Origin of the sequence: Catenulispora sp. GAS73, assembly GCF_041262085.1 — a bacterium.
Lineage (GTDB): Bacteria > Actinomycetota > Actinomycetes > Streptomycetales > Catenulisporaceae > Catenulispora.
In genome coordinates this window covers 294,885-317,127 of the sequence record NZ_JBGCCM010000004.1, presented here as the reverse complement: position 1 = coordinate 317,127, position 22,243 = coordinate 294,885, and the positions used below count along the sequence as shown (strand labels likewise).

The following is a 22,243-nucleotide window of genomic DNA, read 5'->3' as shown; positions in this document are numbered from 1 at the left end:
AGATCACGCGCAGCCCAGCCGGTCCCGAGCCCCGCACACCGCAGCCTGGCCGAGGCTGATCCCGCCATCGTTCGGCGGAACCCGGCGATGGGTCAGAACCCTGAACCCGGCGGTCTCCAGCCCCGCGACACACCGCTCGACCAGCAGCACGTTCTGGAACACGCCACCGGACAACGCGACCGTGGCCAGCCCGGTGTCGCCCCGCAGCCGTTCGCAGACCTCGACGACCACCGCCGCCAGACCGTTGTGGAACCGCGCCGCGACGACCGGCACCGCGACCCCGGCGTCGAGGTCGGCCAACGCGGCGGCGACCAGGTCCGAACCGTGGACCAGCACACCGCTCGCCGACTCGATCCGGGCAACGTAACGACCGGTCTCGGAGCGGTCGGCGAGTTGCTCGAACTCGATCGCCGCCTGGCCCTCGTACGAAACCGAGTCCCGCACCCCGGCCAGCGCCGCGACCGCATCGAACAGCCGTCCCGCGCTCGATGTCAGAGGCGAGTTCACACCGGCGCGCGCCATGCTCAGCACCTGGTCGAGCCGGGTGTCGTGCCGGGCACGGAACGCTTTCAGGGTCGGCGTGTCGGGCCATTGCAGCCCGAAGGCAGCATCGAGATACGCGGCGGCCATCCGCCAAGGCTCGCGCACGGCGCGCGCGCCGCCCGGCATCGCCACCGGCGCCAGATGCGCGGCGCGCGTGAACCCGGCCAGGTCCGCGACCAGGAACTCGCCGCCCCACAACGTGCCGTCCGTACCCATGCCGAGCCCGTCGAAGGCGACCCCGATGACCGGGCCGGCGACCTCGTTGTCCGCCAGGCACGAGGCGATGTGGGCGTGGTGGTGCTGGACGCCCAACAGCTCGACGTCGCATTCGAGCGCGTACTTGGTCGACAGGTACTCAGGGTGCAGATCGTGGACCACGATTTCCGGTGCGACGGAGAAAAGCCGCCGGAAGTGTTCGATCCCTTCGGTGAACGACTGAAGCGTCTCGTGGTTCTCCAGGTCGCCGATGTGATGCGAAACGAAAGCGTGCCGGTCGCGCGCCAGGCAGAAAGTGTTCTTCAGCTCCGGACCGCAGGCCAGGACATGGCGCGGGAACTCCCAGGGCAGCGTCAGCGGCGCCGGTGCGAACCCCCGGGAGCGCCTGATCGGCAGCGGTCCTCCCCGGCTGGCGCGCAGCACGGAGTCGTCGACGCGGGTGTGGATGGCGCGATCGTGGACCAGGAACGCGTCAGCGATGCCCGCGAGGCGGTTCAGCGCGTCGTCGTCGCGGTACGCGATGGGCTCGCTGGACACATTTCCGCTGGTCATCACCAGTGGCTCGGGGTGGGCCGCGGCGAGCAGGTGGTGCAGCGGCGAGTAGGGCAGCAGCACGCCGAGGCCACGTTGGCCGGGTGCCACGGAGGCGGCGATGCGGGCGTCGGGACGGCGTTCCAACAGCACGATCGGCCTGGCGATGTCGAGCAGCAGCGCCTCCTCGACGTCGTCGATCACGCACAGTCGCCGGGCGGCCTCGACGTCGGACACCATGAGCGCCAGCGGCCGTTCCTCGCGGTGCTTGCGGCTCCGCAGGGTGCTGACGGCGTGCTCGTTCGAGGCGGCGACCGCGAGGTGGTAGCCGCCCAGCCCTTTGATCGCGACGATCGCCCCCCGCGTCAGCAGATCGGCGGCGCGGGTCACGGGCTCGCCGGTCAGCGGTGCGCCGTCGGCGGAGAGCAGCCGAAGTCGCGGGCCGCAGTCGGGGCAGCAGACGGGCTGCGCGTGGAAGCGCCGGTCCAGCGGGTCCTGATACTCGCGCTCGCACGGCTCGCACAGCGTGAACGCCGCCATCGTCGTCCCCCGCCGGTCATAGGGCAGCTCGCGGACGATGGTGTAGCGGGGTCCGCAGTTGGTGCAGTTGGTGAACGCGTAGGCGTGGCGGCGGTCTGCGGGATCGGCCATCTCGGACAGGCAGTCGGCGCAGGTGGCGGTGTCCGGGGCCACCAGCACGGTCCGTGACCCGGACGGGTCGCTGGCGGAGATCGTGAACCCGGCCTGGCCGGTGACGGCGGCCGACTCGACGGTCACGCGCTCGACCTCCACGCGCTCGACCCGAGCCAGCGGCGGTGCCTGCGTGGACAGCGCGTCCACCAAACAGTCCAGCGCCGCGGCCGCGCCCTCCGCCTCGATCACCACGCCCCGGCCGTCGTTGCCGACGAACCCGGTCAGGCCCAGGCGGGAGGCCACGCCGTACACGAACGGCCGGAACCCGACGCCCTGCACGACCCCTTCGACCCGGACGCGGATCCGCGTCATTTCCGGTTTTCCGACCCCGCCGGCGGTGATCCTCATGGTCTATCAATAGCGGGCGAACCACCCCGAACCTTCGTAGCTTGGACCTCGCGTCGGTCCGTGCCGGGCACGGACCGTCTTTGCGAACCGGAGGCGATCATGCCGACAGCCGAAGCAGTCCTCGCCGAGGACACCCTGGTCCACGTGCTCTGGATCAACGCCGGACTCAGCTGCGACGGGGACTCGGTCGCCCTGACGGCGGCCACCCAGCCGAGCATCGAGGAGATCGCGCTCGGGGCGCTTCCCGGGCTGCCGAAGGTGGCCGTGCACTGGCCGCTGATCGACTACGAGTGCGGCCCGACCGGCGGCGCGGACGACTTCCTGGAGTGGTTCTGGAAGGCCGACCGCGGCGAGTTGGAGCCGTTCGTGCTGGTGGTCGAGGGCTCGATCCCGAACGAGGCGATCAAGGACGAGGGCTACTGGGCCGCGTTCGGCACCGACCCGCGGACCGGACAGCCGATCACCACCGCCGAATGGGTGACCCGGCTGGCCCCGAAGGCGACCGTGGTGCTCGCGGTCGGGACGTGCGCGACCTACGGCGGCATCCACGCGATGTCCGGCAACCCGACCGGGGCGATGGGCGTCCCGGACTTCCTGGGCTGGGACTGGAAGTCCAAGGCGGACATCCCGATCGTGTGCGTGCCGGGCTGCCCGATCCAGCCGGACAACCTGAGCGAGACCATCACCTACCTGCTGTACCAGGCCACCGGCCAGGCGCCGATGATCCCGCTGGACGACAAGCTGCGTCCGCAGTGGCTGTTCGGCGCGACCGTGCACGAGGGCTGCGACCGCGGCGGCTACTACGAGCAGGGCCAGTTCGCCAGCGAGTACGGCACCCCGACCTGCCTGGTGAAGCTGGGCTGCTGGGGGCCGGTCGTGCACTGCAACGTGCCCAAGCGCGGCTGGATCAACGGCGTCGGCGGCTGCCCGAACGTCGGCGGGATCTGCATCGGCTGCACGATGCCCGGCTTCCCCGACAAGTTCATGCCGTTCATGGACGAGCCGCCCGGCGCGACCGTGTCCACCCTGGCCTCCGGCGCCTACGGGAAGGTGATCCGCAAGCTGCGCCACTTCACCGAGGACAGCGCCGACCACGAGCCGAAGTGGCGGCACACCGGCGAGAAGCTGACCACCGGCGCGAAGCGCACCTGGTAGGCGGTCGGCAAGAGTTCCGCAACGACTCCATCCCGAAGATCACGAAGATCCCGAAGATCCCGACTCCATCCCGAAGACCCGGACCACCCCCGAGGGGACGAACCGCATGACCGCCACCACGAACAAGCGCGCCAAAGCCTCCGCCGACGGCCTCGTGGAAATGGCCTGGGACCCCATCACCCGGATCGTCGGGAGCCTGGGCATCTACACGAAGATCGACTTCAAGAACATGACGGTGCCGGAATGCCACAGCACCTCGTCGATCTTCCGCGGCTACAGCCTGTTCATGAAGGGCAAGGACCCGCGCGACGCGCACTTCATCACCAGCCGCATCTGCGGCATCTGCGGCGACAACCACGCCACCTGCTCCTGCTACGCGCAGAACATGGCCTACGGCGTGAAGCCGCCGCACCTCGGCGAGTGGATCGTGAACCTCGGCGAGGCCGCGGAGTACATGTTCGACCACAACATCTTCCAGGAGAACCTGGTCGGCGTGGACTACTGCGAGCGGATGGTCAAGGAGACCAACCCCTCGGTCCTGGCCAAGGCGGAGAACACCCCGGCGCCGCACGCCGACGCGCACGGCTACAAGACCATCGCGGACATCATGCGCGCCCTGAACCCGTTCAGCGGCGAGTTCTACCGCGAGGCGCTGCAGGTCAGCCGGTCGACGCGGGAGATGTTCTGCCTGATGGAGGGCCGGCACGTCCACCCCTCGACGCTGTACGCCGGCGGCGTGGGCACGGTCGCGACCATCCAGCTCATGACGGACTACATGTCCCGCCTGATGCGCTACGTGGAGTTCATGAAGGCGGTCGTGCCGATGCACGACGACCTGTTCGACTTCTTCTACCAGGCGCTGCCCGGGTACGAGAACGTCGGCCTGCGCCGGACGCTGCTGGGCTGCTGGGGCTCGTTCCAGGACCCGGAGTACTGCAACTTCTCCTACGCGGACATGAGCGACTGGGGTCGCAAGATGTTCGTCACGCCGGGCGTCGTGGTCGACGGCAAGCTGGTCACCAACGACCTGGTGGACATCAACCTCGGTATCCGGATCCTGCTGGGCAGCTCGTACTACGAGGACTGGAAGGACCAGGAGGTCTTCGTCACCCACGACCCGCTGGGCAACCCGGTGGATCCGCGGCATCCGTGGAACCAGCACACGAACCCGCGGCCGGCCAAGCGGGACCTGGAGGACAAGTACAGCTGGGTGATGTCGCCGCGCTGGTACGACGGCAAGGACTACCTGGCGCTGGACACCGGCGGCGGGCCGATCGCGCGGCTGTGGTCCACGGCGCTGTCCGGGCTCGTCGACATCGGGTACGTCAAGGCCACCGGTCACAGCGTCCTGATCGAGCTGCCCAAGACCGCGCTCAAGCCGCCGGTCACGTTCGAGTGGAAGATCCCGAAGTGGAGCAACACTCTCGAACGCAACCGGGCCCGCACGTACTTCCAGGCCTACGCGGCCGCCTGCGCGCTGCACTTCGCCGAGAAGGCGCTGGAGGAGATCCGCGCCGGACGCACCAAGACCTGGGAGAAGTTCGAGGTGCCGGACGAGGCGATCAGCTGCGGCTTCACCGAGGCGGTGCGCGGCGTGCTGTCGCACCACATGGTCATCCGGGACGGGAAGATCGCGAACTACCACCCCTACCCGCCGACGCCGTGGAACGCCAGCCCGCGTGACTCCTACGGGACGCCCGGACCGTATGAGGACGCGGTGCAGGACCAGCCGTTGTTCGAGGAGAACAAGGGGGACGCGTTCAAGGGCATCGACATCATGCGCACCGTGCGCAGCTTCGACCCGTGTCTGCCGTGCGGGGTGCACATGTACCTCGGCGGCGGGAAGACGCTGCAGAAGCTGCACACGCCGACGATGGCGTCGCCGGAGTGACGGCGCGGGAGGACGGCGCGGCGGGTGCGGCGCCGGACCGGCTGGTCGAGGTCGGCGAGCGGTTGGAGCGGGTGCTGGAGGGTGGCGCGCCGGAAAGTCCGGTGGCCCGGGAGGACGCGCGGGAACTGGTGCGTCTGCTCACGGACCTCTACGGCGAGGTGTTGGAGCGGGTGCTCAGCCTCGCCGACGACGCCGGCTCGCTGACCGACGACCTGCTCGCACGGCTCGCGGATGATCGGCTGGTAGGCAGCCTGCTGCTGGTGCATGGGTTGCATCCGTACAGCGTTCAGGAGCGAGTGGAGCGCGCGCTCGCGTCGCTGCGGCTCGAACGGCACAGCGCCGAGGCCGCGGTGATGGTGTCGGACGACGGGGCGGTCCGGGTGAGCGTCGCCGCGTCGGGTTGCGGGTCGGCGGCGGTTGTCGACCTGGTGCGCGCGGCTGTCGAGGAGGCGGCGCCGGACGCCGACGTCCACGTCGAAGCCGAAGCTGCTCGGTCCGGCGCACCGGCCTTCATCCCGCTCGAAACATTGATGCCGAACCGCGCGACGGTTCGCACATGAGCCGCGCCACTGCCGAGCCGCTGGCCGTGCTGCGCCGTATCCGTGCGGCTGGATCCGCGCCAGAGCAGACCAGTAATGCGGCTAATGCGGCGCCGACAGTCCCCGAACGCTGCGAGTTGTGCGCGACGCCGGTGCCGCCCGAGCATCGCCACGTCGTGAACCTGGACAGCCGCGCGCTCCTGTGCGCGTGCCGTCCGTGCTCGCTGCTGTTCGAGTATCCAGACGCCGCGCTGGCCTACCGCACCGTGCCCGAGCGCTACGCCGCGCTCCCTGCGTTGTCGCGTACCGAGTGGGACAGCCTCGAAGTGCCGGTCGGCCTGGCGTTCGTCTTCCGCAACTCGCGGCAGGACCGCGCCGTCGTCTGCTATCCCGGGCCGGCCGGCGTCACGGAGGCGGACCTCTCGGTCGAGGTGTCGGAGGCGTTCGCCGGGGCCGCGCCGGATGTGGAGGCGGTGCTGATCCGGGCGCAGGACGGCGGCTTCGAGCGCTTCGTCGTCCCGATCGACGTGTGCTACGCGCTGGTGGGGCAGATGCGGACGCTGTGGCGCGGGTTCGACGGCGGTCCCGAGGCTCATGCCCGTGTCGCGGAATTCTTCGCTGATGTCGAGGGCAAGACTGTCGAACGCAAGGCGGTGTGGTAGCAGTGTCCGAACTCGCTTTCACTGTCCTGGACATCAAGCCCGAGCCGTACGCCGCCGCGCCGAACCTGGCCGTGCGCCTGCGCATCACCAAGGCCACCGGCGCACGCATTCACGCGATCGCGCTCCGCTGCCAGGTCCGGATCGAGCCGCAGCGCCGCGCCTACGAGCCGGTGGAGAAGACCGACCTGGCGGACCTGTTCGGTGTCGCGTCCCGGTGGGGCGAGACTCTCAAGCCCCTGTTGTGGACGCAGACCTCTGTGATGGTGCCGGGGTTCACGGAGGCGGTCGATGTCGATCTGCCTCTGCCGTGCACGTACGACTTCGAGGTGGCCGCGGCCAAGTACCTCCAGGCGCTCGGCGACGGCGACGTCCCGCTGAGCCTGCAGTTCAGCGGCACGGTCTTCACGCGCGGCGAGTCCGGCTTCGGCGTGGAGCAGATCCCCTGGCATCTGGAGGCCGGACACCGCATGCCGATCCGCGTGTGGCGCGAGCTGATGGACGCCCATTTCCCGAACAGCGGCTGGATCCGCCTGGACCGCGAGACGTTGCGGCGGCTCGGCAGGTACCGGACCGAGCGTGGCTTGATCGGCTGGGACCGGGTGTTCGCCGAGCTGCTGCCGGCCGAGGAACTGGAGGCTTCGCGATGACCGGCCACACCCCCACGGCCGCCCCGCCCCGGGACGAACCGCGCCTGGCCGACGCGCGCCGCGTGGCCGACGCGATCCTGTTCGAGGGCTACATCCTGTATCCGTACCGGTCGACGTCGGCGAAGAACCAGCTCCGCTGGCAGTTCGGGATGCTCGGGCCGGTCGGCGCGGTCGAGGCGGGGGTCGGCGAGGAATCGGGCGCGCGGACCTCGCTGCTGGTCGCGCCGGAGGTGCAGCCCGGGGCGGAGTTCGGGATCGACCTGACATTGCGCTTCCTGCACCCGCAGTTCCGGGCCGTCGAGCGGGCGACCGGATCAGGGTTCGAACCGGTCCATGCCCTGCACATCCACGACGCGCAGTGGGTGCCCTGGCACGAGGCGATCGTCCGCGAGGTGCCGATCGCCGGTATCACGGACGACGCGGTGTTCCCCATCGCGATCGCGGGCGGGGAGGAGACCGAGCTGCTGTACGACGCCGGCCGACTCGCCGGACGTCTGGTGCGCACGCGCGAGCCGCTGAGCGCGCAGGTGCGCGTCACGGTGCGGAGCATCGACGCGGAGCAGCCGCTCGTGGCGGTCGACATCGAGGTAGAGAACCTGGGGCGCTGGGACCCCGCCTCGGCCGCCGAGGCAGGCCAGGCAGGCCAGGCCCCCCGCACCGCCGCCCGGGATATCGCCGCGCGCGCCTCCTTCGCCGGGGCTCACCTCGTGGTCCGCGCCCATGGCGGCCGGTTCCTGTCGCCGACCGATGCCCCGCCGTGGGCCGCCGACGCTTCGGCGGCGTGTGAGCAGTACCGCTGGTGGCCGGTGCTGCTCGGGGCCGAAGGCGGCCCGGACGACATGGCGCTGGTGTCGCCGATCATCCTGTCCGACCGGCCCAGCGTCGCGCCGGAGAGCGCCGGGGACTTCTTCGACGCCACGGAGATCGACGAGATGCTGGCGCTGCGCGTGCGGACCCTGACCGACGACGAGAAGGCCCAGGCCCGGGGCACCGATCCGCGGGCCGCCGAGATCATCGACCGCTGCGACACCATGTCCGACGAGGCGCTCGCCGGACTGCACGGGACGGTGCGCGACTCCGCGGACGCCACCATCAGCACCGACACCCCCTGGTGGGACCCGGCCGCCGACGCCTCGGTAGCCCCCGAGCACGACACCGTCCTCGTCGCCGGCGTCACCGTGCGCAAAGGCAGCAGCGTGCGCCTGCGCCCCATGCGCCGCGCCGACGCCCAGGACATGTTCCTCGAAGGACAGAACGCCACCGTGACCGCCGTCCTGCACGACGTCGACGGCGGCACACACGTCGCGGTCACCCTCGACGCCGACCCCGGCAACGACCTGCACGCCTGGTACGGCCGCTACCACTACTTCGCCCCCGACGAACTGGAACCCCTGCGATGAGCCCGCGCGTCCTGGTGGCCGGTATCGGCAACGTCTTCCTCGGCGACGACGGCTTCGGCTCCGAGGCCGCCCGGCGGCTGGCCGCTGAGCCGCTGCCCGAGGGCGTGACCGTGGTCGACTACGGCATCCGCGGCATGCACCTGGCCTTCGACCTCCTCGACGGCTACGACGCCCTGGTGCTCGTCGACGCGCTGCCGCACGGCGGCGCGCCCGGGGACGTCACCGTCCTGGAAGTCGGCGAGGCCGACCTCGGCGACGGCGAGTTCGACGCGCACGGCATGAACCCGGTCTCGGTCCTGGCCAGCCTCGGCACGCTCGGCGGCCGGCTGCCGCCGCGTACGCACGTGGTCGGCTGCGAACCGCGCGACGTCGACGAGGGCATCGGGCTGAGCCCGGAGGTCGCCGCGGCCGTGGACACCGCGCTGTCTGCCATCCGGGTGCTTATCTCCGCCAAACCGGTACAACAGCCGAGCACCGCGAAAGGTGTGTGACATGAAGCTACTCGGTGTGCTGAGCGCGACAGCTCTGACCGCGATCGGCGTGGCCGCCTCGGTTCTGGCGGTGCGCTCGCTCCCGGACGTCATGCGCTACCTGAAGATGCGGAGCATGTGACATGCACGAGATCGGTTACTGCACCGGCGTTCTGGAGGCCGTGGAACGCCGCGCCGAGGGACGGCCGGTAGCCCGGATCGGCGTGCTGGTCGGGACCCTGCACCGGATCTCCCCCGCCGCGTTCGAGCAGTCCTTCCAGCTGGTGGCCGACGGCGGGGTCGCGGCCGAGGCGCAGACCGAGGTGCAGATCTCGCCGGTGCGCGCCACGTGCGCGGCGTGCCCGGCCTCGTTCGAGGCCGCCGAGGCCGCGCCGACCTGCCCGGACTGCCACAGCACGGACGTCGCCACCGAGGGCGGCGACGAGCTGGTGCTGCAGTGGGTCGAGTTCCGAAAGGACCGTTGAGCCGTGTGCCTGGCCATCCCCGGGCAGGTCGCCGAGATCCTGCCGGACACCGATGAGCAGCTGGCCGTGATCGACGTGGTCGGCGTCAAGCGGAAGATCAACATCGGGCTGCTGGACCGGGGCGCGCTGGCCCCCGGCGACTGGGTGCTGATCCATGTCGGCTTCGCGATGTCCAAGGTGGACGAGCGGGAGGCGGCCGAGGCGCTGGCCGTGCTGGAGATGATGGGCCAGGCCTTCGACGAGGAGTTGCAGGCCGTGGCGGAATCGGATCCGGTGTGAGCGCGGGGCGGGTCGACGACGGTGCTGCCGATCTCACGGCGTGCTCCACCGACGGCGAGTGCATCACCTGCGGCGATGTCGCGGTGCCGCTGACTGTCGTCTCCGTCGCCGGGAGCGACGCGCGCTGCCGCGACAAAGACGGCCGCGAGGAGAGCGTCGCGTTGGAGTTCGTCGGCCCGGTCGACGTCGGCGACCGCGTGCTGGTGCACGCCGGGGTCGCCATCGAGCTGCTGCCGGCCGCGCCCGCAGAATTCGCCGAACCTGCCGAACCCGCCGAGCCCGTGTCCGAAGTCTGACAAGACAGGAGTGGCGCGATGCGCTTCGTCGACGAATACCGCGACCCCGATCTGGCCCGGGCGCTGTCCGCGCAGATCGCCGCCCTCACCGAGCCGGGACGGCACTACAAGTTCATGGAGGTGTGCGGCGGCCACACGCACGCCATCTACCGCTACGGCGTCCACGACTTGCTGCCGGAGAACATCGAACTCGTGCACGGCCCCGGCTGCCCGGTCTGCGTGATCCCGATGGGCCGCGTGGACGACGGCATCGCGATCGCCGAACAGCCCGGCGTGATCCTCACCTGCTTCGGCGACATGATGCGCGTCCCCGGCGGCCGCGGCTCGTTCCTGGAGGCCAACGCCCGCGGCACCGACATCCGCATGGTGTACTCGCCGCTGGACGCGCTGCGCATCGCGCGGGAGAACCCGGACCGGCAGGTCGTGTTCTACGCCATCGGCTTCGAGACCACGGCGCCGTCGACCGCGCTGACCGTGCTGCGCGCCGAGCAGGAGGGCGTCGAGAACTTCTCGGTGATGTGCAGCCACGTCACGATCATCCCGGCGATCAAGGCCATCCTGGACTCGCCCGACCTGCGGCTGGACGCCTTCATCGGCCCCGGGCACGTCTCGACGGTCATCGGCTGCCGGCCCTACGAGTTCATCGCGCGCGAGCACGGCAAGCCGGTGGTGTGCGCGGGGTTCGAACCGCTGGACGTGCTGCAGTCCGTGCACATGATCATGAAGCAGCTCGCCGAGGGCCGCAGCGAGGTCGAGAACCAGTACGGCCGCGTGGTCCGCTGGGACGGCAACGAGTTGGCGCTCCAGGCGTTGAGCCGGGTCTTCGAGCTGCGGCCGTTCTTCGAGTGGCGCGGGCTCGGCTCGATCCCGCAGTCGGCGCTGCGCTTCACCCCGGCCTACGCGCGCTTCGACGCCGAGCAGCGGTACGCGTTGCCCGGGGTGCGCGTCGCGGACCCGAAGGCTTGTCAGTGCGGCGAGGTGCTCAAGGGGGTGCTCAAGCCGTGGGAGTGCAAGGTGTTCGGGACGGCGTGCACGCCGGAGACGCCGATCGGCACCTGCATGGTCTCCTCCGAAGGCGCGTGCGCGGCCTACTACAACTTCGGGCAGTACTCGCGCGAACGCCTCGATCTGCAAGTTCTCTGAGATACCCGCATACGTGGTTCACGGTTCTTCGACGGGAGTAGCGATGGCGAAGGTCCTCACCGAGGAGGAAGTCGGCGAGCGGATCGAGGCCATGCGGCGCCGGCCGCAGCGCTTCCGCGACGACCGGATCACCATGGCGCACGGCGCGGGCGGCAAGGCCAGCCGGGCGCTGATCGAGGGCCTGGTCGTGCCGCTGCTCGGGGTGAGCGCGCCGGCCTCGCTCAGCGACGCGGCACCGCTGGCGATCGACGGCGCACGGCTGGCTTTCACCACGGACGCGTTCGTGGTCCGGCCGCTGAGCTTCCCCGGCGGCACCATCGGCGACCTGGCCGTCAACGGCACGGTCAACGACCTCGCGGTCAGCGGCGCGCGGCCCCTGGAGCTGGCGCTGGCGATGATCCTGGAGGAGGGGCTGCCGGCCGAGGTGCTTCAGGAGCAGGTCAGCGCGATCGCCGCCGCGGCCACGCAGGCCGGCGTGCGGGTGGCGACCGGCGACACCAAGGTGGTCGAACGCGGCAAGTGCGACGGCATGTACCTCACGACCACCGGAATCGGCGTGCTGCACGAGGACGCACGCCTGGACCCGGCGCGCGTCCGGCCCGGCGACAAGGTCCTGGTCTCGGGCTCGATCGGCGATCATGGCGTAGCCATCATGCTCGCACGCGGTGGCCTGGACCTGGAGGCCGAAGTACGCAGCGACACCCGCAGCCTGTGGCCGGTGGCCCGGGCGATGCTGGACGCCTGCGGCCCGGACATCCGCTGCCTGCGCGACGCCACGCGCGGCGGCGTGGCGACGGTCCTGAACGAGATCGCGGTGGCCGCCGAGGTCGGCGTCCTGATCGCGGAGGATCGCGTGCCGGTGCGCCCCGAGGTCACGGGGGCGTGCGAGATCCTGGGCATCGACCCGTTGTACGTCGCGAACGAGGGCAAGCTCGTGGCCTTCGTCGCCCCGGAGGCCGCGGACGCGGCGCTGGAGGCGATGCGCCGCACCGAAGGGGGCGCGGATGCGGCGCTGGTCGGCGAGGTGCGCGCCGAGCCGCCGGGGCGGGTGCTCGGGCGGACGGGGTTCGGGGGGCATCGGATCATCGATGTGCTGGTGGGGGATCCGCTGCCGCGGATTTGCTGAGGGCTGACTTGCTTTGCTGAGGGCTGATTTGCGCGGCGGACGATCTGCTGGCGGCCAAATTGCCGGCGGCCGAATTGCGGGCAGCCGATCAGCTGGCTCCGCTCTGGTAGTCCGACAGACCCGAGCCGGCCGGCCCCAGGCGAACGCCCGGAGCCGGCCGATCCAGCTCAGCCCGTTACTTGTTGAGATGCTGCTTGGCCCGCGCGCTCAGCTGCTCGACCTTGCCCTTGGCCTCCATGCCGTCGTCGTCGGTGACCGCCCCGGCCACTTCCTTGGCCTTGCCCTTGACCCCCTGGCCGACGTTCTTCGCGGTGTCCTTGGCCTTGTCGGCCGCGTGCTCGGCCCGGGCTTCGTCCTGGTCGGCCTGGCCCTCGGCCTGCATGCGCTCGTTCCCGGCGGCCTTGCCGGCGGCTTCCTTGATCTTTCCCTTGGCGTCCTTGGCAGCGTGCTTGGCCTTGTTTCCGACGCTCATGGCGGTTCCTTTCTGCGGATATCTCGATCACGTGAGGCGTCCTCGTAACCGGCGCGCAGCGGATGAAACGGTCGACATGACATGAATCACCTGTCAACGGCTGCCTTGCACGTCGACCGGGGGGAACTGCTCGAATTCTTCGAGCGTGCAGCGCAGCCGCAGGCCGTCCGGCCCCACCTCGGCCGGTGCCACCTCCAGCGCCGTCATCGGTATCAGGCGCGCGATCCCGCCCTCGTGCCGTGGCCGCAGAGCCACCTGCACAGCAAAGGTACCCGTGGGGTCCAGGTCGATCCGCTCCACCTCGCCGACGAAGCCCTCGTCGCCCTTCACCGCCATGCCTATGACAATCTCAATGGTGTTTCCCATGTGGTGACTTCCTTTTCGACGGTGGCGCTGACGTTGACGTTGACGTGGGCGCTGACACTGACACGGACGCCGGCGTCGGTGCCGATTCCGACGACGCACGCGCCACGATGCCCGCCCCGGAAGGCCGAACCGGAGTACTACCGGGATGGACCGCAGCGGTTCCCGGAGTCGGTGCGGTGGTCGGCGACGAGCCGGCCGCTCCGGCACCGGGAATCATCGGCCCCGGGATGCGGATGTGGCCCGAGGCACCGGGCGTCAACCGGGCGGCGCCCAGGCCGACGACAGCGACAGCAGCACACGCCGCCACGCCGACGGCAGCCAGACGCCGGCGAGTCGTCGCGGCTGAGACGACAGGCTCCGAACCGCCGGAGACAGAGCCGGAGCCGACGCCGGAAGCCCAGGCATCGACGACGGGAAGCCGCATCGTGTGGTCGCTCGCCATGACCGCGGGCAGCTCGTCCTCAGCGTCCGCCATCAGGGCACTGACCTCACCCGCCTTCGGCCGAACAGCCGGGTCCTTCGCCGTGAGCGTCCGCAGCACCCGCATCCACCCCGGCCCGAGCCGCGCGGGGATCCGCGGCGGCCGCAGCGCGTTGGCCGTCGCCCGCTCCATCGGCGTGCCCTGATACGCGCGCTCGCCGGTCAGCGCCTCCAGCAGCACCAGCCCCAGCGCGTAGACGTCCGTCGCGGGCGTCACCGAAAGCCCCTGCGCCTGCTCGGGCGCGAGGTAGCCGGCGGTGCCGACGACGCAGTCGGTGCTCGTGAGCGCCGGACTGTCGGCGGCGTGCGCGTAGCCGAAGTCCGCGAGGTAGGGCGTCCCGTCGTCGGCGAGCAGCACGTTGCTGGGCTTGACGTCGCGGTGCACGATGCCGCCTGCGTGGATGTGCGACAGGGCGTCGGCCAGCGCCACCCCGATCCGTTTCACCTCCCGCGGCTCGACCGGGCCCCGGGCCGCGAGCCTGGCCAGCGTGGTGCCGCGAACGAGCGGCATCACGATGAAACGGTGGTCGTCGGCGCCGAGGCCCGAGTCGTAGACCGGCAGCAGATGCGGATGGGTCAGGGACGCCAGGATCCTGGTTTCCTCGTCGACCCGCTCCGAACGGGTGTCCCCGATGTCCGTGTAGCGGAAGACCTTCACGGCCACCTCGCGCCGCAGCACGGTGTCCTCGGCCTCGTAAACGCACGCCGTCGCCCCCTCTCCGATGAGGGGACCCAGAACGTAACGCCGCTCCACGTCCATCACCTGCTCCTCTCTGCTCCGCCGCACTCCGCCGCGCGCCATCGCGCTTCGTCGCCCAGACACCGCGCTGTACCCAAAGCGCCGGACACCAATCACCCCGACTCGCCCGAACCCGCCGCGTCCCGGGACACTGGTGGATGTGGCACGGTCGACGCAGGCGGATTCCGGGATCGCAGGTGTGAGCGGCCTCGGCGCGGCCTGGTACCGCTCGATCAAGACCGCCTCCCGCTCCGGCATGCGCGTCGAGCGGGCGTTCAACGACCCCTGGGCCGCGCTGCGCTCCGGCTGCGGCGTGGCGATCGCCGTGTTCGGCGCGCTGGCCCTGCTCGGTCCGTCCCACGCGGTGCTGCCCGCGCTCGGCGCGCAGCTGACCGGGATGACCAGCGTCCTGCCCGGCTACCGGCGCGGACCGGGGCTGATCGCCTCGACCGCGCTCGGCCTGTTCGCCAGCGCGTTCGTGGGCAACGCGGTGGCGCCCTGGCCCGCACTGTTCGTGCTCGTGCTCGCGCTGTGGGCGTTCGGGGCGGCGATGTTCTGGGCGCTGGGTGCCGCACCCGGCATCGCCGCGTCGATGACCGTGCCGGTCATGCTCACGATCGTGCGGCCGCCGCGCGACTTCGCTGATGCCGTCCAGTTCGCGCTGCTCATCGGCGCGGGCGGGGCGGTTCAAGTGGTCCTGGCGCTGGCCTGGCCCGACCGCTCGTGGAACGCGCAGCGCGGCGCGCTGGCCGACGCCTGCGTCTCGGTGGCCGACTACGCGCGCCGTCTGAGCCGGGACCGGGACGCGGTCTTCGACCCCAACGCGCTGGCCCAGGCACGGGCCGCCGCGACGCTCACGCCGCGCCAGGCGCGCCGCCGACCGACCGAACTCTCGGGTATCCGTGTGCTGATGGACGAAGTCCGCGCCGTGCTGGCCGTGCTCGCCAAACCGCCCGGCCGGATCCCCGCCACCGAACGCGCGCAGATCCGCGCCCTGCTCCTGGCCGCAGCCAACGTGCTGGACACCGCCGCCGGCTCGATCCGCACCGGATCGGTCGTGCCGCCTTCGACCGCGCTGCTCACGGCGATGGAGGAGGCGGCACGGGACAGCATCGCGGGAGAAGCGGCGCAGAACGCGGCCGAGAAGCTGATCGACCTGCTCACGCAGATCGACGCGGTCCTGCGGCAGACCGACGAAGGCGAGAGCGGGGAGGACGGCGGCGCCGGACATCACGGCTTCCTGCGTCGGCCGGGAACGCGCCAGCGTCTGGACCAGGCATGGCGCACCGTACGGCGCGAACTGCGCCGCGACTCGCCGATCCTGCGGCACGCGCTGCGCGTGGCCGTGGTGGTGGCGGTGACCGACGGGATCTGCAAGCTGCTGAACGTGCAGCACGGCTACTGGGCCGCGCTGACCGTCGTCATGGTGATGCGCCCGGACTTCTCCCAGACCTTCGGCCGAGGCGTCGCACGCTTCGTCGGCACGCTGGTAGGCGTCGCCATCGCCTCGACTGTCGTGTTGCTCTTCCACCCCGACCCCTGGGTGGCGGCGGTGCTGGCGGTCGCCTGCACCGGAGCGCTGTACCTGGTGATGCAGTCCGGCTACCTGGTCGCCAGCACCCTGATCACCGCCTACATCGTCTTCCTGCTCTCCATGGACGGGCTCGCGCTGGCCAGCACCGTGCGCGAGCGCGTCGCGCTGACGCTGCTCGGCGGGCTGATCATCTTCACCTCCTACGCGCTGTGGCCGTCCTGGCAGACCGTCACGCTCGCCGGCCGGCTGGCCGACCTGATCGAGACCACCGGGACGTACGCCGCGTCGGCGATCGACGCGGTCGCGGAGCCCGGGCCGGGCAGCCGCAGACGGGCCCGCGAAGCCCTGCTCGACTCGCGCGACGCCTACCTCGCACTGGAGTCGGCGGCGCTGGCCGCCGCGCAGGAGCCGGTGCGCGACCGGGGACCCAGCCGCGAAGGGCTCACGCGCGCGCATCACGCCCTGGCCCGGTTGTTCGAGGCGGCGGTCGTCCTGCAGACGCACCTGCCCTCTGACGACGAGCCGACGCGGCCGGCCGCCTCAGCGTTCGCCCGCACGGTGCGCTACGCGCTACTGGCCACCGCCGGGCAGGTCCGCGACGGGGAGACGGTCAGCTCGACGGACTTGGAAGGCGCTCTGACGACATGGCGCGCGGCGCAGGACGGCACGCCGGCGACGATCCTGCTGGACGCCGCCCGCCTCGCCGCCGAGGCCAACCGGCTGCAGGGGCTGCTGACCACGCTCGACACCGCTCCCCCGGCGGGCCCGTCCATCGCGAACGACTGAGCCTCGGTTCGGTGTCGGCCGGGTCTAGCGTGCGGCGTAGCCGGTGATCAGGGCGCTGATGATGTCGGTGAGGGACGGTTCGACGTCGACGATCGCGTGGGCGAGTTCGGGTTCGGATTCGTAGAAAGCGCGCAGATTCGTGCCCGGTGCGGCCATCTGCCACATCGCTCCGGCCATGGAGGTGGTGGTGGCGACGACGCTGCGGGCCTGGTCCAGGCGCAGCGGGGTGGCCGTGCAGAGGGCGGCGGCGACGTCGGCCACGGCGGCGACGGCTCGGATCTTGAACGCTTTGACCTTCTCGAATGAGACGTTGCGTTCCAGGTTCAGCGGCGTGTGCGCGAGCAGGTCGCAGAACAGCGGACGGGACACCAGGGAGTGCGCGAGGACGGCAGCGGCGGCGTGCGCGGCCTCGTCCTGTTCGTGACGTCCGGCAGCAGCGGCAGGCCGGGCGGCGAGGGCTTCGAGTTCGGCGCGCACGGCCGTCGACCACTCGCCCCAGGCGTCGGCCGCCAGCTGCAGGAAGATGTCCTCGCGGGTCTCGAAGTAGCGCAGCATCGCCGACTTGTGCATGCCGACCTCGTCGGCGACAGCGCTGGCGGTCACCTCGCGGACGCCGTCGGCCGTGGCGAGCCGGGCAGCCGCCGCCAGGATGGCCTGCTGCCGAGCGCGCTTGGCTTCGGGGGTTCGGGCACGTTCGAAGTCAACTCCGGTCACCCGTTCAGGGTACCACGCTATCGAAACCTAGTTGCAGTAGGTACCGCCTTCCTGGAATCTACCGCAACTGAGTTGCGGTAATAGTGAAACCGTGTTGCACTAGAGCCATGAGCACACACCCTGAAACCTGGTTCATCACCGGCTCCTCCCGCGGCTTCGGCCGCTCCCTGGCCGTCGCGGCGCTGAAGGCCGGCGACAACGTCGTGGCCACCGCGCGGCGGCCCGAACAACTCGCCGACCTGGCCGCCGAGTACGGCGAACGGGTGCTCCCGGTGGCGCTGGACGTGACCGACGCCGCCGCGGCCGAGGCCGCGCTGGCCGCCGGGGCCGCGAAGTACGGGCGGATCGACGTGGTGGTCAACAACGCCGGCTACGCCAACGTCTCCCCGGTCGAGACCACCGACGAGGCCGACTTCCGGCGGCAGTTCGACACCAACTTCTGGGGCGTCTACAACGTCTCGCGCGCCGCGCTGCCGCTGCTGAAGAAGCAGGGCGCGGGCGTCGTGATCCAGTTCTCCTCGGTCGGCGGGCGCGTCGGCCACACCCCCGGCCTCGGCTCCTACCAGGCGGCGAAGTTCGCCGTCGACGGGTTCACGCGCGTCCTCGCGACCGAGACCGCGCCGTTCGGGATCCGGTACGTCGTGGTCGAGCCGGGCGGGTTCGCCACCGACTGGGCCGGCTCGTCGATGCGGATCGAGGACATCCCCGAGGACTACCGGCAGACCGTCGGCGCCATGGGTGAGCGGCTGCGCAGCGGCGGCGCCGTCGTGCAGGGCGACCCCGACCGGGCCGCGGAGATCCTGGTGCGGATCGTGCACGCCGACAATCTGCCGAGCCACCTTCTGCTCGGCGCCGGGGCGGTCGGGATGGCGCTGGACTACTCCCGCAGCCAGATCGCCGAGGCGGGCGCTTGGCAGGCCGTCTCCGCTTCCGCCGACACCGGGGCCGACTACCCGGTCGAGCTGCCGACAGCCCGCTAGATCCGCCGCTGGTAACTGGTAAGAGGGAGCAGGTCATGCAAGAGAACGAATTCGCCGGCAAGGTCGCGCTCGTCACCGGCGCAGGGTCCGGCATGGGCCGCGCCACCGCGGTCCTGCTCGCCAAGCGGGGCGCGGCAGTCACCGTCGTCGGGCGGCGGGAGAACAAGCTCGCTGAGACCGTGGCCGAGATCGCCGCTGCGGGAGGGAAGGCCCTGGCCGTCCCGGGGGACGTCAGCCGACCGGAGGAGGTCGAGCGTGCGGTCGCGCGGACCGTCGAGCAGTTCGGCGCGCTGCACTGCGCGGTGAACAACGCCGGGGTCTCCGGCACCTTCGTCCCCCTGCCCGAGATGACTCCCGAGCAGTGGCGGCGCACCATCGACATCGACCTCAGCAGCCTGTTCTACGGGCTCAAATACGAGATCCCGGCGATCCTGGAGGCCGGCGGCGGCGCGATCGTCAACGTCTCCAGCGTGTTCGCCGACCGCGGCGGCCCGACACCGGAGTACTCCAGCGCCAAACACGGAATCCGCGGCCTCACGCGCAGCGCCGCGATCGAGTTCGGCGGCCGCGGGGTGCGCGTGAACGAGCTCCAGCCCGGTGTCATCGACACCGAGATGACGCAGGGCAACGCCGAGGGGACGCGGGAAGTCGTCGAGCACGGCATTCCGATGCGGCGCGTGGGGACCGGCGAGGAGATCGCGACTGCGGTGTCGTTCCTGCTCTCCGACGACGCTTCGTACATCAACGGCGCGCACCTGGCCGTCGACGGCGGATTCCTGGCCTGAGTCAGCCGCGCTGGAGCAGCCGCTCCAGGCCGTCGAGGAGGAAGTCGAGCGCGAACGCGAACTCTGCGTCGTCGTCGCAGGGCCCGAGGACGCCGGTGTGGGCGACCGCGAGCGCCATTTCGGCGACGTGCGGGAACGTGGGGGCGAGCTGGTCGGCGATGGCGGCGGCGGCCTCGGGGTCGCCGTCTCCGGAGTCGTCGAAGAGCATCTGCGTGAATCCGAGCAGGCGGCTGCCGAGGATGTGCAGGGCGTGATGGGCCTGGGCGACGGTGAAGCCACCTTCGCGGAGAACGCCGAGGACGGCGTTGATGTATCGCAGAGCGGCGGGGCCCGGTGCGGTTCGGGTCTCGATCGGCTGCGGGGCCCAGGGGTGGGCCAGGACGACGGCGCGTGCGGCGAGTGACATCTGGCGCAGCGACGACTTCCAGTCGGCGCTGTCGGCGCTGTCGGCCGCAGTCGTCGGGATCTCGCCGATCACCGCGTCGACCATGCCGTCGAGCAGGTCGTCCTTGGTGCGGACGTGGGTGTAGAGGGACATCGCCTCGACGCCGAGTTCCTGCGCGACCCTGCGCATGCTGATCGACTCGATGCCGTCCCGGTCGGCCAGACCGATGCCGGCCGCCACCACCCGATCCCTGGTCAGCGGAGTGCGGCGTTCGGCAGCTGTCTTGCTCGGTCCGGCGATCTTCATGGGGCCATCCTCCCGAAGCCGACTCCTGTCGTTCAAGGAGACCTGTGAGCAGACCTCCCCTTGACGCCCTTACGCTGTAAGGCCTAACCTTACAGCGTAAGTTACACCCTTACAGTGTAAGGCCGAAAAGGGGCAGGCCCATGACCACCGATCCATCCACGATGAAGGCCATCGTTCAGCGCGGATACGGAGCGCCTGAGCGCGTTCTCCAGCTCGACGAGAGCGCCGCCCGACCCGTGCCCGGCGACAGCGACGTCCTCGTCCGCGTCCGAGCCACGAGCGTCAACACCCCGGACTCGGCCACCGTCGCAGGGGTGCCCTACATCCTCCGTGCGCAGGCCGGGCTGCGGCGGCCGAAGCAGCCGGTCCGGGGCAGCGACGTCGCCGGCACCGTGGCGGCGGTGGGGCGGGAAGTCGCCGATCTCCAGCCCGGCGACGAGGTGTTCGGGTCGCTGTGGGGCAGCGCCAACAGGTCGAAGACTGGGACGTTCGCGCAGTACACCGTCGTGCCGGCGTCCCAGCTCGTGAAGAAGCCGGCCGGACTCAGCTTCGAGGAGGCCGCCGCGTCCGTCATGACCGGGCTGACCTCGCTGCTCGCGATGCGCGACGCGGGCCACGTCGGGCCCGGTACGCGGGTGCTCGTCAACGGAGCCTCGGGCGGCGTCGGGACGATGGCGGTCCAGATCGCCAAGTCACTCGGCGCCGAGGTGACGGGAGTGTGCAGCGCCCGCAACGCCGAGTTGGTCCGGTCGCTCGGCGCGGACCACGTGATCGACTACGCGGAGCAGGACTTCACCAAGAGCGAGTCGCGGTATGACGTCATCCTCGACAACGTGGCGAACCATCCGCCGAAGGCCGTCGCACGGCTGCTGGCACCCAAGGGAGTGTTCATTCCGAACAGCCTCGGGATCACCGGAGGGCTGCTGGCCGGCCTGCCGCGGATGGCGCGGGCGGCGCTGATGGGCAAGGGCTCCACCGACGTCAAGTTCGTCACGCTCGCGGTGAACCACGAGAACCTGAACGAGCTTGCCCGGCTTCTCGAAAGCGGCGAAGCCAAAGCAGTCATCGAACAAACTTTTCCACTCGACGAGGCCGCCGGTGCTATCACCCGCGTGCTGGGACATCACGCCAGCGGCAAGGTCGTCATCACCGTTTAGGCGAGGCGGCCGCCCGGAATAGCCGAGGACGCGCGCGGCCTTTTATGTCACCGGGGAATACGTCCTCTGATTTTCTCCATATTGCCGCCGCGAATCTCATCCCGGCGGGGAATGGAGGTGCGAATTGACCCGTTCGTGTCGCCGACCGGGTGCGATGGCTGGACGTGCGCTAGAAATGACCTGTGGCAACTCAGCGCAACGACGAGGGTGACGCTACTGCCCGCGCGGATCGCGGGGCGCGGCGGTGACCGTCCCGGAGCCGGATGCGGCGCGGGCTGCCGTGGTCATGGTCGGCGGTCATGAGGGTGGCGCCGAGGTCGCGGTGGAGCCTTTGGCCGAGCAGGGACCGTTGCTGCGGGCCTCGTCGGCGGGCGAGCTGCTGGAGAACGCGGTACGGCAGGCGCTTGACGGTACTGATCTGCCGGTGTGCGTGGTGCCGATGACGTTGGGGCGCGATCCGCAGCTGGTGGCCGACACCGCTCGGACCCTGACGTGGCTGACGCGCGGCCCGATGGCCGGTCGCGTGATGCTGGCCGAGCCGTTCGGGAACGCGACGCTTCTGACCGGCTGGCTGCGAGTGGCGGTGGCGCGGGTCGTCGACCCTGCCGACACGCCGGACCTGGCAGTGTTGCTGACGGCCAAGGCAGCCAATCCGTTCGACGACGCCGAGCTGTTCCGCATCGCGCACCTGGTCAAGACGCGGGACGACCTGCCGTGGGTGGAGGTGGCTCTCCGCGGCGGCGAGCCCGACGTCGCCGAGGGAGTCAAACGTTGCCGGCAGCTCGGGGCGCGCCAGGTCGTCGTGGTTCCCGCGGACTTCGGGCCCGCCACTGACGCCCCGATCGCGGAGGTAGTCGACGGCGGACCGCTCTTGATGCCCGCGGAGGTCTCCGGCATGCTCGCCACGCGCATCGCCGCAGCCCTACTCAAGCTCAGCCGGGGCGACGACGGGATCGCCGCCGGGCTCGATGCCGACCACCAGCACGGACACGGTGGGACCGCTTGGCGCGAGTCCGACTACGACGAGGACTGATCGACGGTCAGCTTCAGGCTTTGCGCCGAGCCGGCCGCCAGCCCCGCGCAAGCCGCATAAGCCCGGCCCGCCGCGCCGACCA

The 22,243-nt window shown here is 70.8% G+C and carries 23 protein-coding genes; 17 read left to right on the top strand and 6 right to left on the bottom strand.

Annotated features, from left to right (window positions below; genetic code table 11):
- Positions 1–3: 3 nt before the first annotated feature.
- The gene (gene hypF, locus ABH935_RS08225; RefSeq protein WP_370377186.1) at positions 4–2,331 is read right to left on the bottom strand and encodes a carbamoyltransferase HypF; all 2,328 of its coding nucleotides are present in this window, start codon (positions 2,329–2,331) and stop codon (positions 4–6) included.
- Between the two features lie 99 nt (positions 2,332–2,430).
- Here hypF and ABH935_RS08220 point away from each other — a divergent pair, with 99 nt between their 5' ends.
- The 12 genes from ABH935_RS08220 (at position 2,431) to hypE (ending at position 12,424) form a co-directional block, all read left to right on the top strand.
- Positions 2,431–3,486, top strand: coding sequence for a hydrogenase expression protein HypE (locus tag ABH935_RS08220; protein WP_370352636.1), 1,056 nt, complete (start codon positions 2,431–2,433; stop codon positions 3,484–3,486).
- A 106-nt stretch (positions 3,487–3,592) separates the two neighbouring features.
- Positions 3,593–5,377, top strand: a complete 1,785-nt coding sequence (locus tag ABH935_RS08215; protein ID WP_370377185.1) for a nickel-dependent hydrogenase large subunit — start codon at positions 3,593–3,595, stop codon at positions 5,375–5,377.
- Entirely contained in the window at positions 5,374–5,937 is a 564-nt protein-coding gene (locus ABH935_RS08210) for a NifU family protein (protein WP_370377184.1), read from the top strand. The genes ABH935_RS08215 and ABH935_RS08210 overlap by 4 nt, the downstream gene beginning before the upstream one ends.
- A complete protein-coding gene (locus tag ABH935_RS08205; protein WP_370377183.1) occupies positions 5,934–6,578 on the top strand; it encodes a DUF5947 family protein in 645 nt (214 codons plus the stop codon). The genes ABH935_RS08210 and ABH935_RS08205 overlap by 4 nt, the downstream gene beginning before the upstream one ends.
- Positions 6,579–6,580: 2 nt before the next feature.
- Positions 6,581–7,225, top strand: coding sequence for a DUF6084 family protein (locus tag ABH935_RS08200; protein ID WP_370377182.1), 645 nt, complete (start codon positions 6,581–6,583; stop codon positions 7,223–7,225).
- Entirely contained in the window at positions 7,222–8,625 is a 1,404-nt protein-coding gene (locus tag ABH935_RS08195; RefSeq protein WP_370377181.1) for a hypothetical protein, read from the top strand. Before ABH935_RS08200 ends, ABH935_RS08195 begins: the two co-directional genes overlap by 4 nt.
- Positions 8,622–9,116 carry a hydrogenase maturation protease gene (locus tag ABH935_RS08190; protein ID WP_370377180.1) on the top strand — a complete coding sequence of 165 codons (495 nt, stop codon included), beginning with the start codon at positions 8,622–8,624 and terminating at the stop codon, positions 9,114–9,116. The genes ABH935_RS08195 and ABH935_RS08190 overlap by 4 nt, the downstream gene beginning before the upstream one ends.
- Positions 9,117–9,238: 122 nt before the next feature.
- Positions 9,239–9,580, top strand: coding sequence for a hydrogenase maturation nickel metallochaperone HypA (locus ABH935_RS08185; RefSeq protein ID WP_370377179.1), 342 nt, complete (start codon positions 9,239–9,241; stop codon positions 9,578–9,580).
- Between the two features lie 3 nt (positions 9,581–9,583).
- Positions 9,584–9,859: a HypC/HybG/HupF family hydrogenase formation chaperone gene (locus ABH935_RS08180; protein ID WP_370377178.1), complete on the top strand. Its 276-nt coding sequence runs from the start codon at positions 9,584–9,586 to the stop codon at positions 9,857–9,859.
- Positions 9,856–10,155: a HypC/HybG/HupF family hydrogenase formation chaperone gene (locus tag ABH935_RS08175; protein WP_370377177.1), complete on the top strand. Its 300-nt coding sequence runs from the start codon at positions 9,856–9,858 to the stop codon at positions 10,153–10,155. Before ABH935_RS08180 ends, ABH935_RS08175 begins: the two co-directional genes overlap by 4 nt.
- An 18-nt stretch (positions 10,156–10,173) precedes the next feature.
- Positions 10,174–11,298: a hydrogenase formation protein HypD gene (gene hypD / locus ABH935_RS08170; protein ID WP_370377176.1), complete on the top strand. Its 1,125-nt coding sequence runs from the start codon at positions 10,174–10,176 to the stop codon at positions 11,296–11,298.
- Between the two features lie 43 nt (positions 11,299–11,341).
- Positions 11,342–12,424 (top strand): hydrogenase expression/formation protein HypE, encoded by a 1,083-nt coding sequence (hypE, locus tag ABH935_RS08165; protein WP_370377175.1) that lies wholly within the window; start codon positions 11,342–11,344, stop codon positions 12,422–12,424.
- A 175-nt stretch (positions 12,425–12,599) separates the two neighbouring features.
- Here the strand turns inward: hypE and ABH935_RS08160 are convergent, their stop codons facing one another.
- The 3 genes from ABH935_RS08160 to ABH935_RS08150 all read right to left on the bottom strand — a co-directional run bounded on the left by ABH935_RS08160 (position 12,600) and on the right by ABH935_RS08150 (position 14,502).
- A complete protein-coding gene (locus tag ABH935_RS08160; protein ID WP_370377174.1) occupies positions 12,600–12,896 on the bottom strand; it encodes a CsbD family protein in 297 nt (98 codons plus the stop codon).
- 93 nt (positions 12,897–12,989) lie between these two features.
- Positions 12,990–13,262, bottom strand: a complete 273-nt coding sequence (locus ABH935_RS08155; RefSeq protein WP_370377173.1) for a hypothetical protein — start codon at positions 13,260–13,262, stop codon at positions 12,990–12,992.
- Positions 13,246–14,502: a protein kinase gene (locus ABH935_RS08150; RefSeq protein WP_370377172.1), complete on the bottom strand. Its 1,257-nt coding sequence runs from the start codon at positions 14,500–14,502 to the stop codon at positions 13,246–13,248. Before ABH935_RS08150 ends, ABH935_RS08155 begins: the two co-directional genes overlap by 17 nt.
- A 139-nt stretch (positions 14,503–14,641) precedes the next feature.
- Here ABH935_RS08150 and ABH935_RS08145 point away from each other — a divergent pair, with 139 nt between their 5' ends.
- Positions 14,642–16,801, top strand: coding sequence for an FUSC family protein (locus ABH935_RS08145; RefSeq protein WP_370377171.1), 2,160 nt, complete (start codon positions 14,642–14,644; stop codon positions 16,799–16,801).
- Positions 16,802–16,825: 24 nt separating this feature from the next.
- Here ABH935_RS08145 and ABH935_RS08140 read toward each other — a convergent pair whose 3' ends face one another.
- The gene (locus tag ABH935_RS08140) at positions 16,826–17,515 is read right to left on the bottom strand and encodes a TetR family transcriptional regulator (protein ID WP_370377170.1); all 690 of its coding nucleotides are present in this window, start codon (positions 17,513–17,515) and stop codon (positions 16,826–16,828) included.
- A gap of 107 nt (positions 17,516–17,622) precedes the next feature.
- Here ABH935_RS08140 and ABH935_RS08135 point away from each other — a divergent pair, with 107 nt between their 5' ends.
- Both ABH935_RS08135 and ABH935_RS08130 read left to right on the top strand, forming a co-directional pair.
- Positions 17,623–18,495: an SDR family NAD(P)-dependent oxidoreductase gene (locus tag ABH935_RS08135; protein ID WP_370377169.1), complete on the top strand. Its 873-nt coding sequence runs from the start codon at positions 17,623–17,625 to the stop codon at positions 18,493–18,495.
- Positions 18,496–18,530: 35 nt separating this feature from the next.
- Positions 18,531–19,280, top strand: a complete 750-nt coding sequence (locus ABH935_RS08130; protein ID WP_370377168.1) for an SDR family NAD(P)-dependent oxidoreductase — start codon at positions 18,531–18,533, stop codon at positions 19,278–19,280.
- Position 19,281: 1 nt separating this feature from the next.
- On the opposite strand, the gene ABH935_RS08125 is transcribed toward ABH935_RS08130, so the two are convergent.
- Positions 19,282–19,971, bottom strand: coding sequence for a TetR/AcrR family transcriptional regulator (locus ABH935_RS08125; protein WP_370377167.1), 690 nt, complete (start codon positions 19,969–19,971; stop codon positions 19,282–19,284).
- Positions 19,972–20,132: 161 nt separating this feature from the next.
- Here ABH935_RS08125 and ABH935_RS08120 point away from each other — a divergent pair, with 161 nt between their 5' ends.
- Positions 20,133–21,128 carry an NAD(P)-dependent alcohol dehydrogenase gene (locus ABH935_RS08120; RefSeq protein WP_370377279.1) on the top strand — a complete coding sequence of 332 codons (996 nt, stop codon included), beginning with the start codon at positions 20,133–20,135 and terminating at the stop codon, positions 21,126–21,128.
- A gap of 244 nt (positions 21,129–21,372) precedes the next feature.
- Entirely contained in the window at positions 21,373–22,161 is a 789-nt protein-coding gene (locus tag ABH935_RS08115) for a sirohydrochlorin chelatase (protein ID WP_370377166.1), read from the top strand.
- Positions 22,162–22,243 lie beyond the last annotated feature (82 nt).

Excerpts from the sequence above, each read along its gene's own strand:
- ABH935_RS08220 (WP_370352636.1), top strand. The coding sequence starts at position 2,431 with ATGCCGACAGCCGAAGCAGTCCTCGCCGAGGACACCCTGGTCCACGTG.
- hypD (WP_370377176.1), top strand. The coding sequence starts at position 10,174 with ATGCGCTTCGTCGACGAATACCGCGACCCCGATCTGGCCCGGGCGCTG.
- ABH935_RS08160 (WP_370377174.1), bottom strand. The coding sequence starts at position 12,896 with ATGAGCGTCGGAAACAAGGCCAAGCACGCTGCCAAGGACGCCAAGGGA.
- ABH935_RS08120 (WP_370377279.1), top strand. The coding sequence starts at position 20,133 with ATGAAGGCCATCGTTCAGCGCGGATACGGAGCGCCTGAGCGCGTTCTC.
- ABH935_RS08195 (WP_370377181.1), top strand. The coding sequence starts at position 7,222 with ATGACCGGCCACACCCCCACGGCCGCCCCGCCCCGGGACGAACCGCGC.
- hypF (WP_370377186.1), bottom strand. The coding sequence starts at position 2,331 with ATGAGGATCACCGCCGGCGGGGTCGGAAAACCGGAAATGACGCGGATC.
- hypE (WP_370377175.1), top strand. The coding sequence starts at position 11,342 with ATGGCGAAGGTCCTCACCGAGGAGGAAGTCGGCGAGCGGATCGAGGCC.
- ABH935_RS08130 (WP_370377168.1), top strand. The coding sequence starts at position 18,531 with ATGCAAGAGAACGAATTCGCCGGCAAGGTCGCGCTCGTCACCGGCGCA.
- ABH935_RS08155 (WP_370377173.1), bottom strand. The coding sequence starts at position 13,262 with ATGGGAAACACCATTGAGATTGTCATAGGCATGGCGGTGAAGGGCGAC.
- ABH935_RS08125 (WP_370377167.1), bottom strand. The coding sequence starts at position 19,971 with ATGAAGATCGCCGGACCGAGCAAGACAGCTGCCGAACGCCGCACTCCG.
- ABH935_RS08215 (WP_370377185.1), top strand. The coding sequence starts at position 3,593 with ATGACCGCCACCACGAACAAGCGCGCCAAAGCCTCCGCCGACGGCCTC.
- ABH935_RS08185 (WP_370377179.1), top strand. The coding sequence starts at position 9,239 with ATGCACGAGATCGGTTACTGCACCGGCGTTCTGGAGGCCGTGGAACGC.
- ABH935_RS08205 (WP_370377183.1), top strand. The coding sequence starts at position 5,934 with ATGAGCCGCGCCACTGCCGAGCCGCTGGCCGTGCTGCGCCGTATCCGT.
- ABH935_RS08135 (WP_370377169.1), top strand. The coding sequence starts at position 17,623 with ATGAGCACACACCCTGAAACCTGGTTCATCACCGGCTCCTCCCGCGGC.
- ABH935_RS08150 (WP_370377172.1), bottom strand. The coding sequence starts at position 14,502 with ATGGACGTGGAGCGGCGTTACGTTCTGGGTCCCCTCATCGGAGAGGGG.
- ABH935_RS08190 (WP_370377180.1), top strand. The coding sequence starts at position 8,622 with ATGAGCCCGCGCGTCCTGGTGGCCGGTATCGGCAACGTCTTCCTCGGC.